Genomic DNA, 15,085 nt, shown 5'->3' with positions numbered 1-15,085 from the left:
CCCCAAGAACCTGAACCATGAACACGCTCGAATCCAAGCGCTACGTCATCAACAACGTCGACGCGCTGCTGCGCATCATGCACACCGACCCGCGCTATGCGCTGGAGTTTCGGAACAAGGCCGAGCAGCACATCACGCTGAAACTGCGCAGAAAGTTCTTCAATGCGCCGCCCGAAGGCGTGGTGGACGCGTTCAACAACGCGCTCATGAAGTTTCTGCAGACGCGCACGTTCAAGGACGAGGGCTTTCTGCACGGCCAGCCCGAGGGCGGATGGACGGCGCATGAACTGGCCGTCAGCAAGCTGGGCGGCTACCTGTACCGCGGATCGCTGCACGAGCTGATTCAGTTTCATCGCCGCACGAGGCACGAGGTGCAATGGTCGGGCCCGGAAGACGGCGGCGATCGGGACGACGCGGGGTTTGACGACGAACGGGACGTGGCGGATGCCTCGCCCTTTGCCGACCCCGCGCACGCGTACGAGCACCTGTCGATCGTCAAGCGCATGCGCGACTGCCTCAACAAACTCAGCGATACGCTGAAAACCACCATGTTCCTGTATCTGGACGACATGCCGATGGAACAGATCGCCCGGCAGCAGGACCTGCACGTGCCCACCGTGAAGAGCCGCCTGCATGCCGCGCGCAAGCTGGTGACGGAATGCACCCGCAAGGGGATGGACTGATGATGGCTGAAGACCGAGTGCTGTCCTATCTGTCCGGCGAGCTGGATGCCGATGCCCGCCGGGCCTTCGAAGCCGATCTCGCGCGCGATCCCGCATTGCGGGAGGAACTGGAGGCGTGGCGCAATCTTGCCGAGGCGCGGCAGCTTGCGCATAACGAGATCGGGCAGGGCGAGCGCGATGCCGCGTTTCTGCGCGCGCTGGGGCAGCGCGTGCAGGCAGGGTCTGCGCCCGAGTCTGCTTCCGCACCTGCGCCTGCACCTGCACCCGTGCCGGTGTCGCGCGCGCGGCGCTTGTGGCAATGGCTGTGGCCCACTCCCGCCAGCCCCTTGATGCCGCTAGGCTGGGCGCTGGCGATCATGCTGTCCGTCGTGGTGGTTCAGCAGGCGCCGGTGCAAGGACCCGAGGTGGTCATGTCCGATGACGTGCTGACACGCGGCGGCGCTTCTTGTCCGCGGCTGGTGGTCGATCTTCCTGATGACCTGACGGCGCGACAGTTGCGCAATACCTTGTCCCAGTACGCGGTGTCCATCGTCGATGGCCCCGATGCGGACGGGCGGTACGTCCTGGCCGCTGCGCGTGAGTCGTCGCTGCGCGATGCCGCGACGGCGCTGGGCGCGTTGTCGGCCACGGGTGCGCCGGCTGGCGCGTGTCCCAAGCCATGAAGCGCTGGCCTGCGCCCGCCATCAATCCCAACGCAAAGTCCAACACCACGTCAGCCCCAAAGTTCCCTATGAAGCCCATCAACGAACCCGCAGACGCCAACGTGGCGGACGCGCCCGCGCAACCCCATATGCGGCGCCGCTTGCTGGCCGCGATGATCGGCGCGGGGCTTTGCGGCGGGCACGCTGGCGCCGTGCTCGCAGCGGGCGCGAATGCGCGGGGGCTGAACAACCGGAACATGATGGATGAGGAGCCGGCCCGCTCGGGTGCGCCGGCTCCTCAGCCGACCACGCCTGCGCCTGCGCCCGCGCCGGACGACGGACTTTCCGCCAATGCGACGGATCCCAAGACCGCATCGGACGCCAAATCCAAGGCCGAACCCGAAGCCACCCCCGCCAAACGCCGCTACGCGCTGGTGATCGGCAACGCGCGCTATGCCGTCCCCGCCAATGCGCTGGTGAACCCGGTCAACGACGCGCGCCTGATCGCCGACTCGCTACGCCAGCGCCAGATCGACGTGACCCTGCTCACGGACCTGACCACGGCGCAGATGGAAGCCGCCGTCGACGACTTTGCCCTTCGCGCCACGGGTGGGGACCTGGCGCTGATGTACTTCGCCGGACACGCCGTCGCGGTGGACGACGTGAACTATCTCTTCGGCGTGGACCTGCCGCTGCCGCTAAGTGAAGTGCGCATACGCACGGCGCAGCAAAGTTCGCTGAGCCTCAAGCGCGTGTCGCAGGCGCTGCGGCGCGCAAACGTGCGCGCCCGGCTGATGGTGCTGGACGCCTGCCGCACCAACCTGACCCGTGGCACGCCCGCCGCGGGACTCGTGCACGCCGTGCCCGCGGGCGGCGAGCTTATCGCTTTCTCCACGCAGCCCGGAGCCACGGCCGAGGACGGTTTCGGCAGTGACGGCCCCCGCCACAGCCCTTACGCGTACTACTTCGCGCAAGGGCTGCGCGGGCTGCCCGGCGCAGCGCCCGTGGAAACCTTCTTCAAGCAATTGACCGCCGACGTGCAGGTGGCCACCGCCTACCGGCAGATTCCGCACTACGCCAGCAGCCTGGTCGGCACCGTCACCTTCACGACGCTGGCGGACGCCCAGACGCCCGCGACGCCGGGGGCATCCGGCGGTCAGACGGCACAGGGCCGAGGCCCGTCGCCCACGGTGGGACGCGATCTGATCAAGGCACGCATGAGCGCCTGGGAGTACGAGATCGAGCGGGGCGCGCAGTATGTGGACGAGCCCCGGCTGGCGTCGTTGCAGGCGCGCGCCAAGGCTGGCGACGTGATCGCCATGACCACGTTGGGGCTGATTGCCGAGAACGGCGAGCACGTGCAGCAGAACTACCCCGTCGCCGCCCGCTGGTATCAGCGCGCAGCCGATCAGGGGTTCGCGCCCGCGCAAACCTATCTGGGCGAACTGACCGGCATGGGCCGGGGCGTGCCCAAGAATTATGCCATTGCCGAACGCCTGTTCCGCGATGCGGCCGAGGCCGGACACCGGCGCGCGGCGCTGGACCTGCTGGACGTGCGCGCGCGCATGGGCGAACCGATCGACCCGCGCGAATGGGCCAAGGTGCTGCAAGACGCCGCGCTCAATCCCGTCGGCTTTCCGATGCCGGGCATGGCGTCCATTCCAGGCATGACGGACAACCCGTGGATGCGCGCGCTGGGTGTGCGCCCGCCCGGCCAGCCCTGAATCCGGCGGCGTCGCGGGTAAGGCGTGTCAGGCGCGTCAGGCGCGTCAGGCAGGGCGGTGGTACACGGCCTCGACGTTGTAGCCGTCGGGGTCCAGGATGAACGCGCCGTAGTAATGCGGATGATATTTCGGGCGTAACCCCGGCGCGCCGTTGTCGCGCCCGCCGGCCGCCAGCGCCGCACGGTGAAAGGCGTCGACCTCGTCTCGGCTGCGCGCGCGGAACGCCACATGCACGCGCGGCGTGCTGGGCGTGCCCTGATGAATCCAGAACTCGCCGCCCGGGTCGCCCGCGTCGTCGGGCTCGCCGATGCCAAAACCCATGCCCGTCGCCAGCGCCTTGCGCGGCACATAACCGACCGCCGCCAGCGCACTCAGGTAGAACGCCCGGCTGCGCGCGAAGTCACTGACGTGAATCTCGATGTGGTCCAACATACGCTGCTCCTCGGAAAGGCGGCCGTGTGGGCCGGAAGGACCAGCATAGGTGAGCGGGCGGGGCGAGGTCGCTTCGAGTTGCAACGTGGCGATACGTGGCCTGGCGCAAAAAATGGAAGTCCGCCAATGCAGCCACAGCGCGCTAACAAGCCACGTGGACTGAGCATTTTTACACTTCGACGTTGGCCCGCGCGAGATTACGATTCCTGCCCGAACCCGCCGCAATCGCCGGCCGGGATCACCAGGAACCCTCATGCGAATTCTGCATACTGCCGCCGGCTACGGCCTGGGCGGGCTCGAGTTCCGCGTGCTGGAGCAAGCAGCCTGGCTGCAACAGAACGGCCACCACGCGACGATCGCGGCGCCGGCCTACAGCGCGATCGGCGGCGAGGCCCGGAACCGCGGCGTCGACGTGGTCGATATCGACTTCTCCCGTCCGTACGCACCGTCAACCCTTTTGGCGTTGCGACGCGCCGTCAAGGCGCTGCACATCGACGTCATCGACAGCCACAGCCGCGCAGACGGTAAAACCGCCGGCTTATGCCGCGATCTCTGCGCCATCGTCAGAACCCGCCATTTCGCCAAACCGATGCGCACCTCGCTGCGCCGCCGGCTGGAATGGAAGATGGGTTGCCACCATGTCATCGCGACCAGTGAACTGGGAAAGCAGGAATTGATATCCGCACGGCTGGTGCTGGATGAACGGATAAGCGTGGTGGGCGAATGGGCGGGCGAGGGCTTTTTCAACGAGGCGGCGGGGCTCGATGCGCGGATGCACGCGCGCCAAACGCTCGGCATGCAGGCCGGGCCAGATGACTTCGTAGTGGCGACGGTTGGCATGCTGCGGCGGGAGAAAGGACAGGCGGATCTGCTGAGGGTTGTTCACCAGCTTCGAACGAGCGGGCTGCCCGCGATCGCGTTGGTGATAGGCATGCCGACGCCGAGCGGCAAGTCCTATGCGGCGTCGCTGCGCCAACTGGCGGCCGACCTGGGAATCTTGGACAGCGTCTTCTTCGCCGGCCATCGCAACGATGTGGCGGCAACGATCCACGCCGCCGACGTGGTGTTGGTGCCGTCGCTGACCGAGGCCTGGTCGCGCATCGTGCCGGAATCGTTTGCGGCGCGGATTCCGGTGGTCGCCAGCAAGGTGGGCGGGCTTCCGGAAATCGTCGAGCCGGGCAAGACCGGGTGGCTGGCGCCACCCGGCGATGTGGCCGCGTTTGCGGACTGCATCATGCAGACCCGGTCAGATCCGGCCCGGGTTGAGGCCGTGGTTGAAAGCGCGCGGCGTTACGCGGATGCGCACTTTCGGTTGGCGGGGAAGATGGCGGACACGTTGGCGGCTTACGCTGCCGCGTTGCGATCCCTATAGCGCACGACCGCGATCAGAAGCTTTCCCAATCATCATTCGACTGCGCGGGCTTGTTGTCGCCCGGAACGCGCAGCGGGCCCTTGCCTTGCGGGGTGGCCTTGACTTCGGCGCGGCGAGTGTCCGCCGGCTTGGCGGCGGCCGGTCGGGCAGACGCCGGCTTGGCCAACGCGCGTGGCGGCGTTGCGGGTTGCGTTCTTGCGGGCTGCGGCGCCACCGGCTGCAAACCGGCCGACTGCACATCCCGCACCTGAGCAACCTGCGGTTGCGCCACGAAACGCGGCGCGTCGTCCTCGGCAAGACGGAACACGCTGACCAGCTTCACCAGCGTCGCCGCCTGCGAATTCAAGCTATGCGCGGCGGCTGCCGATTCTTCCACCAGCGCGGCGTTCTGCTGGGTGGTCTGGTCGAGCTGGTTGATGGCGTCGCCCACTTGCGAAATGCCTTGTCCCTGCTCGTGCGCGGCGGCGCCGATTTCGGCGATCAGGTCGGCAACGCGGCGCACCTGCGTCACGATGTCGTTCATGGTGCTGCCGGCTTCGCCCACCAGATTGGAACCAGCTTCGACGTTGCCGACGCTGTCGCTGATCAGCTGCTTGATTTCCTTGGCGGCGCTGGCGCTGCGTTGGGCCAGAGCACGCACTTCGCTGGCCACGACCGCAAAGCCGCGGCCCTGTTCGCCCGCGCGGGCCGCTTCGACGGCGGCGTTCAGGGCGAGGATGTTGGTCTGGAACGCGATGGAGTCGATGACGGCGATGATGTCGACGATCTTGCGCGAGCTGGCCGAGATGGCGTCCATGGTGCTGACCACGTTGCCGACCACTTCGCCGCCGCGCGCAGCGGCTTCGCTGGCCGAGCCGGCCAGGCTGCCGGCCATCTGCACGGATTCGAGGTTCTGCTTTACCGCGGAATTCATCTCTTCCATCGAGGCCGCGGTCTCTTCGACGTTGGCGGCCTGTTCTTCGGTGCGCTGGCTGAGGTCGGCGTTGCCTGACGAGATCTGCGTGGCGCCCGTGGCGATGGATTCGCTGGACTGGCGCACCTGGCTCACCAGTTGCGCCAGGTTGGCGCGCATGGCGTCCATGTTGGCCAGCACGCTGGTCTGATCGCCTTCACGGCGTTGCACGCGCACGGCCAGATTGCCCTTTGCGACTTCCTGGGCGATCTGCGCGGCGTAGGCGGGTTCGCCGCCCAGGCGGCGCATGACGGAGCGCACCAGGCCAAGACCCAGGATGCTGCCGATCAGCGCGCACAGCACGATCAGCGCGGTCAGCGTCCAGAACGTGCGTTCGACCGCGGCGGCGGCGTCTTCGGTGTCGAGGCGGGCCAGTTCTTCCTGGCGCTTGGCGGCTTCCATCAGGATGTTGCGCGCGGCGACATGCAGCTCGGCCGAGTCCTTGTGCAGCACGGTCATCGCGGTCGGGTCGTTGCGGTCGGCCAGGCCCTTCACGTCGTTGACGGCGGCCTTGTAGCGGGTCCAGGTGTCGGCCAGCTTGCCGCCGAGTTCTCGCAGGGCGGGGTCCTGCTCCTGCTGCAGACGGTCACGCGCCTGCAACACGGATTTATCCGATTCCTCGTTCAGGCGCAGTTCGTTCTGGCGGCCTTGCGGATCGGTGTTCCAGATATAGACATACATGCGCCGGAAGTGCGTGGCGCCTTGGCGGGCGGCGTCGACGACGACGCGCAGCGGCATGACGGTTTCCGTGTACATGGCGCGCTGCTTCTGGCTGATGCTCCAGAGCTGCTGCATGGCGATGGCGCCAACGGCCACCAGCATCACGATGAAGAACAGCACCAGTGCGGTCAGGCTGCTCCGAAGAGAGAGATTTCTGAGTTTGGACATGATGGGCACGCGACGGGGGCGCGGAATGCGCCCTCCACCCGGCCACTTCAGCACATCATGTTGCGGTGCAATACGGGGAACTACGGGCGAAAACGCCGGATCGGCGGTGTTGCGACGTCTTCGGTTCCGATATGCGGGATTTCGGCGGCGGGCAGCCTGCCCCGCCGCGTTCGCCGGGGAGCGCTACGGCCCCAGCTGCACGTGTTCTATGCGGTTGCGGCCGTTGTTCTTGGCCAGATACAACTGCTCGTCCACCGCCTTGATGAAGTCCGCAGGCGTGACATTGCCTTCCGGAATCACCGTGCCCGCACCGGCGCTGACCGTGACGCGTCTGCCGTGTGGCGACAGGGCATGCACGATGGCTTTTTTCTGGAGCTGGCGCTGGCAGCGTTCAGCCACCTTCCGCGCCACCTCGGCATCGGCTTCGGGCAGCAGCACGACGAACTCTTCGCCGCCGTAGCGGGCAACCAGATCGCGCGGACCATCCAGCGCCAGGCTCAGCGTCTCGGCGATCTCGATCAGGCACTTGTCGCCCTGGGTGTGGCCGTACAGGTCGTTGTACTGCTTGAAGAAGTCGACGTCGAAGAGCAAGACCGACAGGGGCTGGCGCTCGCTGCGGGCGCGCTCCCATTCCAGTTCGAAACTGCTGTCGAAGCGGCGGCGGTTGGCGATGTTGGTCAGGCCGTCCTTGAAGGACAGCACCTCAAGTTCCTTTTGCAGGCTGAGCAGCTTTTCTTCGGTCTTCTTGCGTTCGGTGATGTCGAACATGAAGCCGATCAGGGCCTCGGGTTCGCCGCTTTCCGTGCGCACGACGTGCACCACGTCGCGGATCCACACGTAGCCGTTGTCCTTGGTCAGTGCGCGGTAGTCCGCTTCGTGGTCGACGCCGGCCTGGGATTGCGAGACGCAGAAGTTCACCACGTACTCGCGGTCCTCGGGATGCATGCGCATGGCCCAGTCCTCGACGGTGACCCAGCTATCGGCGCGCCAGCCCAGCAGCGCCTCGATCTGGGGGCCGATGTAGGCGAACTTCATCGTGGCCCAGTCGATCTTCCAGGGAATCGCCTTGGTCGATTCCAGCAAAGTCCTATACACCGCGTTGTCGTTGAGAAGCGTACTGTCGTCGGCCATGCTCAATCCTTTCGGGGATCCCAAGGAACGAGCACTGTAGCCCGAAGCGGACGCGACGGGAACCTGCTCGACGACAGTTTGCGGTCCGGTGGACTAAAACGGCACCGCCAGCTTCAAGGACCCCGAATGGCTGGAGCCGCGCGACGCGAACTCGCCGTCGTACTGAAGGCGGAAGTCCACCTTGCCGGCGCTGGCCACCTGCAAGCCCGCCCCGACGCGGCCGATGACGTTTTCGGTGGGCATGCGGGTGGTGAACTTGCCGGCGCTGGGCGACGCGCCTTGCAGGCGGGCGGTGGTCTCCCAGCCGTCTTCCGACAGGAACGAGACGCCCGCGTAGGCGAACGGCCGCATCATCGCGCCCTGCGGCAAATCGACGCGGCCGCCGATTTCCAGGGTGGGCGCCAGGCCCAGGACGAATTGGTCGCTGCTGTCCACCTTCAGGCGCAATGCATCGCCCGATTCGCTGTAGCCGGGCATGCGCGAGTAGCTGGCGGTCAAGTCGGCGTACGGCTTGAGGTAGAAGCTGCCCTGGTCAAACGTGCGGGCCGCGCGCAGGCGGGCGCCGAAGCTGTAGACATTGGGGGAGCTCGTGGCCTCGTTGTCGAAGTTGGCGATGGCAAGGTTGCGGGTCAGGTCATACGAGCCATAGCCGCCGCCCAGCGAGCCCGAGAACGTCCACGGGCCGGCCTGCCGTTTGAGCACGATGCCCGCGTAGCCCGAATCGCCCGAGCCGCTGACGCGGCGGTCGTCGCCGCGGACCCGGGTGTTCTGGTAGGCCACCGAGCCGCCCAGATACCAGTCGGGAGCGACTTCACGTTGGCCGCCGAATTGGTAGGTCTGGCTGTCGTAAGTGAAGCTCGACGAGCCGTTTGCCGCGTCCTGGTTGGTGCGGCGGGCGGTGACTTCGCCCCACAGGCAGTTCTGCTCGCGGGTCAGCGAACCGCTGCCGGCGAAGGTGGGGCAGGACATCATGGCGTTGGAAAAGCGCGCCAGGCCGAACTGCATTTGCGCGGCAGGCGCCAGCGCCACGCCCGGAGACAGGTCCGAAACCCGATCCTGATAGGCGCGCGCGCCGTCGCGGGACGCGGTATCCAGGACGGCGTACAGGCCGGACAGCGCGGCCGCGCCGCCCTGGTCCCACGTGCGTTGCAGGTGCGTGGCGATGCCGGACTGGTTGCGCTTGAGCTGCATCGCGCCGGCGTTCAGATTGGCGCCCGCGACGTGGATGCGCGTGGTGTTGCCGACCTGCCGGGTTTCGTAGTCGAAGACGGGCGAGTCCACGCCGGTCAGCGTGCCCGTGCGCGGGCCGTCGACGGTCAGGACGGGCAGTTCGCGGTTGGGCATGAGGGCGCGTGGGGCGATCATCATGCCGCCGTCCAGTTGCGCGGGACCATTGACGGTCAGCATGTCCGCGTCCATCACGTTGAAATCGGCGCCGGCCCGCAGCACGCCGGTGGCGGTCTGCGTCAGCGTGCCGATCAGCGTGGTGCCGGTAAAGCGCGTGCGGGCGCTGCCCAGCGACGCGCCCTCCGTGCCGCCCAGCGCAACCAGCGCGGTGTTGGTCAGCGATTCGCCCACGAACTGCGCGCCGGCGATGTAGCTGCCGTTGTTGTTCATGGCGCCGCCGTTCAGGTTGACGGAGCCGGCCACCGTGCCGTTGTTGGTCACGCCCAGCGTGGCGCCGGTTGCCTGGATGGCGGCGCCGCCATTGCCGGACACCGAGCCGGTCGCGTCGACCACCAACGTGCCTGCCTGGTTACCGTCGATCCAGACGCCCGCGCCGTTGGTGGCGGTGCCGCCGCTGACCTGGCCGGCCACCGTGACGGTCGCGCCGGTGTTGGCGTTGGCGCTTTGCGCAAAGATGCCGAAGCCGTTGGCGCCCGTTGCCGAGACGACGCCGCCTTGGCCGATCGTGACGTCGACCGTGCCGCTGTCGAGGTTGTTGCCGTAGGGGGCGACGCCGCCGCCCGCGTAGACCGATTGGCCGTCCGCGGTCAGCACCAGGCCGCCCGCGCCGTTCACGCTTTGCGCCAGAATGCCGATGGCGCCCGGGCCGCTGACGGCCACCGTGCCGTTGGCGTTGACGTTGACCGCGCCGCCGGCGCCGAAGCCCGCCGTGATCATGGTCGATTGGCTGGGGTCCACGACCAGCGCTGCGCCGGTGCCGGGCAGTCCGATGATGCCGCCGCCTGCGCCCACCGACTGTGCGATCACGCCGTGCGCGCCGGTGCCGCTGGTCTGGATGCGGCTTTGGGGTGAGAGGGTGATGTTCACCGCGCCGCCCGACACGGCGCCGTAGCCCTGCGCGCCCGTGATCGACGTCGCGATGCCCTGCGGACGCTGCTGATTCTGCGAGTTGATGATCATGCCGCCCGCGCCGCCCACGCTCTGGCCGACCAGGCCGTAAGCGTTGTTGCCCGAGGTCGTGATCAGCAGACCGCTCGCGTCGTTGACCGTGACGGCGCCGCCCTGGCCCTGGCTCTGGTTGACGCCGCTGCTGACTTCCATCTGGAAGGCGGGGATGGTGTCGTCCGCCACGCTGATTCTTGCGCTGGTGCCCGCGCCCGCAAAGCCGCCGCCGCCGCCGACCGACTGCAGCACGGCCCCGAAGCCGGCCTCGCCGGTCGTGGTGATCTGTGTGGACGCGCCGCTCGTGTTCAGGGTGACCGCGCCGCCCGAACCGCCGCCGCCGCCGGTGCCGCCGCCCGCAATGCCCAGCGCCAGCGTGCCGACGAAGCCGTCGGACCCGCTTGCGCCGTGGCCGCCGCCACCGCCCACGCTTTGCGTGTAGATGCCGGCCGCGGCAAAGCCTTGTGTCGAGATGGCGCCACCGTCCAGCGACGTGGTGACGGCGCCGCCATCGGCGCCGTTGCCGCCGGACCCACCCATCGTGATGTTGGTGTTCAGGTCCAGGACCTTCGGGTCGATCCACCCCGTGCCGGTCGCGAATGCCGATCCGCCCTTGCCGCCGCCGCCGCCCACGCTTTGCGCGAACATGCCGGTGGAAAAGTCGCCCGTGGTCTGGATCAGCGCGCCGGGCTGCATGGCAAGCCCCACGGCGCCGCCGGTGTTGCCAGAACCGCCTTCGCCGCCAAACGACAGGCTCGCCTGGAAATGCAGCGACGCGGTGGGCTTTGTGCCCTGCGTCCAGTTGTAGATGGCCTTGGCGACGTCGCTTGCGGACGCGCGCGCGTCCAGCGTGCCGAGGATGGGATTGTCGAAAGACGCGTCGGACCCGGCTGCGCCCGCCTGGCCGCCGCCGCCGCCGATGGACTGCGCCTGCACGCCCGGCGCATCGGCGCCCGCAGTGACGATGGCGCCGCCGACGGTCACATTGACCGCGCCGCCTTGGCCGCCCGCACCGCCGTTGCTGCCCGTCTTGAACGACACGCTGCCGCCCTTGTTGCCGGTGGCGCCCGCGACGGTGAACGAGCCGCCCTGCGAGGCGCCGCCGCCGCCGCCGATGCTTTGCGCGAGCACGCCGATGGCGCCCGAGCCCCAGGTCTGCACCAGGCCGGACGGCATGACCTGCACGCCCACGGCGTTGCCGTTACCGCCGCTCGAGCCCGTGCCGCCCAGCGCGAACGACGGCGAGAAGTTGGTGCCGGTGCCGAAGTTTTGTGTGTTGGTGCTGCCGAATCCGGCATTGCCGCCGCCGCCGCCAATGGACTGCGCAGTGATGCCGTTGGCGTAATCGCCGTACGTCGTGATGCTGCTGCGCGGGCTGGACGCGGCATCGGCCGTGAAGGTGGCCGCGTTGTTGGCGACGTTGATCAAGCCGCCGACCGCCGTCCAGACGGGGCCGCCGTTGCCGGCCGCGCCGCCGCTTCCGCCCAATGAGACCGACGTATCGATGGACAGCGACGTCGTGCCTTCAAGTTCGCCGTAGCCCAGCGAGGCGGCCAGCGACGACGAGTCGCCGCCCGCGCCGCCGCCGCCGCCGATGCTCTGGATCAGCACGCCGTGCGATCCCTGGCCGGCGGTGGTGATCTGTGAGCCTTGCGACGCGGCGAACGTGGTGTATTGGCCGTCCCCGGCGATGCCGCCCTTGCCGCCCAGCGACACGGCGGTCGCGATGGAGATCTGGGAGCCATTGGGCGTGACCGGGATGGCGATGGTTGCGGCGTTGGCCGTGGCGTTGCCGCCCAGTCCGCCGCCGCCGCCAATGCTCTGGATGACCACGCCGAAGGCGTCCACCGGCAAAAGGTTGGTGGCGGCGCAGGGCGCGGGAGAGCATCCCACGCCGGTCAACTGCGGCACTTGCGCGGTCTTGATGCTGCTGCCGACCAGTTGCGCGCTGACCTGGCCGCCGTTGCCGCCCGTCCCGCCCTGTCCGCCGATCGCGACGGCGCCGGTGAACGCCGGACCGACCGCGGTGCCAAAGGCGCGGCCGCCGACCCCGCCGCCGCCGCCCACGGATTGGGCGATCAGGCCCGCCGCCTTGGATCCTTGCGTGACGATGCTGGAATTGGTCAGGTTGGCGACGACCGCGTTGCCGTTGCCCCCGCCGCCGCCGGACTGTCCGATGGCGATCGAGGCGGCGATGCCGGTGCTGCTGGCATTGCCGGCATTGCCGCCGCCGCCGCCGATGGATTGGCCGACATAGCCGTGGGCATTGTCGCCCGCGGTCTGGATGAGAAAGCTCTGCAGGTTGCCGATCACCGTGCCGCCGGAGCCGCCCTGGCCGCCGCTGCCGCCCAGGCTGAACCAGCCCTGCGAGGCCCCGCCCGCGCCGCCGCCGCCACCGATGGATTGCGCCAGCACGCCCAAGGCCGAAGCGCCGCTGGTGATGATCGATCCCGACGCGAGGCCGTGGAAGTTGACCGTACTGCCATTGGATTGATCGGGGTTCGAGGTCGGATCGCCGCCCAGCGACACGCCGACGCCGGCCGCGCTGCCGCCCACGCCGCCGCTGCCGCCGATGGACTGCGCCAAAACGCCCATCGCCACGTCGCCCTGCGTGACGATCGCGCCGGCGTTGGAGACGGATATCGTGCCCGCGACGCCGCTGGACCCGCCGGTGCCGCCCTCGCTGAAGAAGATGCCCGAGCCGTCGCCGCCCGCGCCGCCGCCACCGGCCAGCGATTGCGCGAGCACGCCGATGGCCTGCGTGCCAGCGGTGTTGATGCTTGCCGCGTTGTTGATGGTGATGGAGCCGGCAACGCCGCCCGAGCCGCCGACGCCCGGCGTGCTCACCAACTGGGCGACGGTCGAGCCGGCAACGCCGCCGGCGCCGCTTGCCGTCTGCGCGACGATGCCGGCCGCGTTCGCGCCCTGCGTGACGATGGAGGAGGCCGCGTCCGTCGTGATGCCGATGTTGCCGGTTGAGCCGCCATTGCCGCCGTCGGACCCGATTGCCACCGTCAGGGTGCTGCTGCCGCCTGCGCCGCCATTCTGGCCCAGGCTTTGCGCCAGGACGCCGATGGCCGTGGCGCCCTGCGTGGTAATGCGTGTGCCTTGCAGATTCATTGTCGTGGCGCCGGTCGAACCGCCGGCGCCGCCGTTGCCGCCCTGGCCGCCGGAAAGCGTGCCGGATAACTCACCGCCGTACGCGCCCAGCCCGCCTTGCAACAGGCTGTAGATGCCGTGCGATTGCGCGCCGGTCGTGGTGATGCCGATGGGCGCGGCGCTGGTGCCGCTCAGTTGCAGCGTCAGGCTCCCCACGTTGCCGCCCGACCCGCCATTGCCCGCATTGCTGCTGCCAAAGCCCAGGGCGTCTCCGCTGTACGGGGCGCCCACGCCGCCCGCGCCACCTTGCTGCAGCGTCTGCACACCCGGGGAGTTGTCGCCATTGGTCGACAAGGCAACCGCCGTGCCGGCCGTCGTGACCGACAGGCTGGCGTCGCCGGCAATGCCGCCGATGCCGCCATTACGATCGTGATAGCTGCCCTGATTGAATTGGCCCCCGCCCGCGCCGCCCTGCGCCCATAGCCGCAACGCCGGCAACTTGCTGCCGGTGGTGGTGACGCTGGTGCCGGTGTTATTGATCTGCACGGACGCCGACGAAGGCGGTGCGCCCGCCGTGATGGTGCCCGCGTTGCCCGCGTTGCCGCCGCTTGTGTAGTCTTCGTCGGCAAGCCCGTTGCCGGCGTCCCCGCCCAGCAGAATGGCCGCGACGCCCGCGCCGGTGACCGGGGACGTTCCGGTCTGGTTGACCGTGACGGATCCGCCTTGCAGCGTGACGACCGCGCTGCTCGCGTTGCCGCCGGCCCCGCCGTTGCCCAGACCGCCCGTGGCGCTATCGCCGCCGTTGCCGCCGTGCGATTCAGCCAGGATGCCGTAGAGCCCGGCGTTGCTGCCGGAACTGCCGTTTGCCCAGGTCCAGTTCACGGCCACCTGGCCGCTGTTCACGATCGAGACATTACCCGCGCCGCCGCCGTAGTTGCCGCCGCCGTTGTACTGCGTTGCGCCGTAACCGCCGTTGCTGGCCGCCTGGATGCCTGCGAACCGGCCCGTGCCCATGAGAGTGGCCGTGATGGCGCCCGAGTTGTTGATGTGCGCGCCGGCCGATTGCCCGCCGGGGCCATAGGGATTGTGATCGTCATCGGTGCTTGCGCCCGCGCCGCCCTCGCTCAGGGCCGCCAGCGCGGCGCCGCCAGGGGTCGTGACCGCAGCCAGCTGCGTCATGTCCACCGTCCCCGTGTTGGTCAGCGTGACGACCGAGGTGGTGCCGGCATTGCCGCCGCCGCCGCCGTTCTCGTCGTTGCTGGACGAGGCAGCGTCGCCGCCGCGCAGCTGCGCCAATATGCCGTACAGGTTGCCGTTGGTGAAGAGGGGGCCGCTGGACGACAGGATGACACTGCCGCTGTTGTTCACGTTCAGTCCGGCCGCGCTATAGCCGTTCAGGCTGCTCGTGTTGCCAGGATTGCCAAAGGCCAGCGCGGACAGGCCCGCGGACGTGTACGCGGTCACGCCCGCGCTGATGGGGGAGCTCGACGTGACGTTCATGACCGGCACCGGCGAATTGAACCCACTGGGGGGTGTCACGATCACCGGGCTCCAGTACTGATCGGACAAGCTGCAAGTCAGGGTGCCGTTGCCCCCCGGCGGACACGTCAGTTGCGCCGAGGCGGTGCCGGTCAGCAGCACCCCCGCGATCGCGGCGGCAAGTTGAGTGAGTCGAAAGGGCGAGGCGCTGTGAGTCATACGGCTGTATCCAGTTTGCCCCCCGTGACGCGCATGGGTTGCTTAGGCAAAAAGGTCGAACCATACGGGTGATTCGTCCGGCGCACATCCGTCTTTAGTCGTAGATGCGTCCGGCG

The 15,085-nt window shown here is 68.6% G+C and carries 8 protein-coding genes; 4 read left to right on the top strand and 4 right to left on the bottom strand.

Translation table 11 applies throughout. The features are described 5' to 3' along the window. The first annotated feature begins 17 nt into the window (after positions 1–17). The 3 genes from CLM73_RS23355 to CLM73_RS23345 all read left to right on the top strand — a co-directional run bounded on the left by CLM73_RS23355 (position 18) and on the right by CLM73_RS23345 (position 3,048). The gene (locus CLM73_RS23355; protein WP_105240448.1) at positions 18–683 is read left to right on the top strand and encodes an RNA polymerase sigma factor; all 666 of its coding nucleotides are present in this window, start codon (positions 18–20) and stop codon (positions 681–683) included. Continuing rightward, on the top strand, positions 683–1,345 hold the full coding sequence (locus CLM73_RS23350; RefSeq protein ID WP_234015724.1) for an anti-sigma factor family protein: 663 nt from the start codon (positions 683–685) through the stop codon (positions 1,343–1,345). Before CLM73_RS23355 ends, CLM73_RS23350 begins: the two co-directional genes overlap by 1 nt. Before the next feature lie 68 nt (positions 1,346–1,413). Then, positions 1,414–3,048 (top strand): caspase family protein, encoded by a 1,635-nt coding sequence (locus CLM73_RS23345; protein WP_234015723.1) that lies wholly within the window; start codon positions 1,414–1,416, stop codon positions 3,046–3,048. A 45-nt stretch (positions 3,049–3,093) separates the two neighbouring features. On the opposite strand, the gene CLM73_RS23340 is transcribed toward CLM73_RS23345, so the two are convergent. Next, positions 3,094–3,480, bottom strand: coding sequence for a VOC family protein (locus CLM73_RS23340; protein ID WP_105240447.1), 387 nt, complete (start codon positions 3,478–3,480; stop codon positions 3,094–3,096). A 253-nt stretch (positions 3,481–3,733) separates the two neighbouring features. Here CLM73_RS23340 and CLM73_RS23335 point away from each other — a divergent pair, with 253 nt between their 5' ends. Continuing rightward, on the top strand, positions 3,734–4,852 hold the full coding sequence (locus CLM73_RS23335; RefSeq protein ID WP_105240446.1) for a glycosyltransferase family 4 protein: 1,119 nt from the start codon (positions 3,734–3,736) through the stop codon (positions 4,850–4,852). 13 nt (positions 4,853–4,865) lie between these two features. Here the strand turns inward: CLM73_RS23335 and CLM73_RS23330 are convergent, their stop codons facing one another. The 3 genes from CLM73_RS23330 to CLM73_RS23320 all read right to left on the bottom strand — a co-directional run bounded on the left by CLM73_RS23330 (position 4,866) and on the right by CLM73_RS23320 (position 14,969). After that, positions 4,866–6,692, bottom strand: a complete 1,827-nt coding sequence (locus tag CLM73_RS23330; RefSeq protein WP_105241688.1) for a methyl-accepting chemotaxis protein — start codon at positions 6,690–6,692, stop codon at positions 4,866–4,868. Positions 6,693–6,875: 183 nt separating this feature from the next. Next, complete coding sequence (locus CLM73_RS23325) at positions 6,876–7,823, bottom strand: sensor domain-containing diguanylate cyclase (protein ID WP_105240445.1); 948 nt, start codon at positions 7,821–7,823, stop codon at positions 6,876–6,878. Positions 7,824–7,916: 93 nt separating this feature from the next. After that, positions 7,917–14,969, bottom strand: coding sequence for an autotransporter outer membrane beta-barrel domain-containing protein (locus CLM73_RS23320; RefSeq protein ID WP_105240444.1), 7,053 nt, complete (start codon positions 14,967–14,969; stop codon positions 7,917–7,919). Positions 14,970–15,085 lie beyond the last annotated feature (116 nt).

The sequence above is a fragment of the Achromobacter spanius genome, assembly GCF_002966795.1.
In the GTDB taxonomy this organism is placed as follows: Bacteria; Pseudomonadota; Gammaproteobacteria; order Burkholderiales; family Burkholderiaceae_B; genus Achromobacter; species Achromobacter spanius_D.
This window is presented reverse-complemented; position numbering and strand designations above follow the sequence as displayed.